The sequence below is a fragment of the Polaromonas sp. P1_G2 genome (assembly GCF_056405515.1).
In genome coordinates this window covers 1-355 of sequence record NZ_JBFUBY010001794.1, presented here as the reverse complement: position 1 = coordinate 355, position 355 = coordinate 1, and the positions used below count along the sequence as shown (strand labels likewise).

Annotated in this window: 1 protein-coding gene; it reads left to right on the top strand. The window is 62.0% G+C overall.

Annotated features, from left to right (window positions below; all coding sequences use genetic code 11):
- Positions 1–32 precede the first annotated feature (32 nt).
- Positions 33–355, top strand: a 323-nt coding sequence (locus AC1D0P_RS32625) for an efflux RND transporter periplasmic adaptor subunit (protein ID WP_477680505.1), incomplete at its 3' end; no start/stop codon positions are given.

Genomic DNA, 355 nt, shown 5'->3' with positions numbered 1-355 from the left:
TGCCGATCTCTGCCCATGCCGAGAACCTGACCTTGACGTCGACGACCATCCCCGAATGGAAGGCCGTCTACGGTCAGGTCGAAGCACGCGACAGCGTGCTGGCACGCGCCCGCATCGGCGGCACGATCGTCGAACTCCGTGTCACGGAGGGCGATATGGTCAAGCCGGGAGACGTCGTCGCCGTGGTCAAGGACGACAAGATCGACTTCCAGATCAAGGCGATCGATGCCCAATTGCTTGGCCTACAAGCTTCGTTGAAGAATGCCGAGACTGAACTCGACCGCGCCCAGACGCTGATCAAGAGCGGTGCGACCACCGTCGCGCGGCTCGACCAGTTGCGAACCGAGGCCGATAT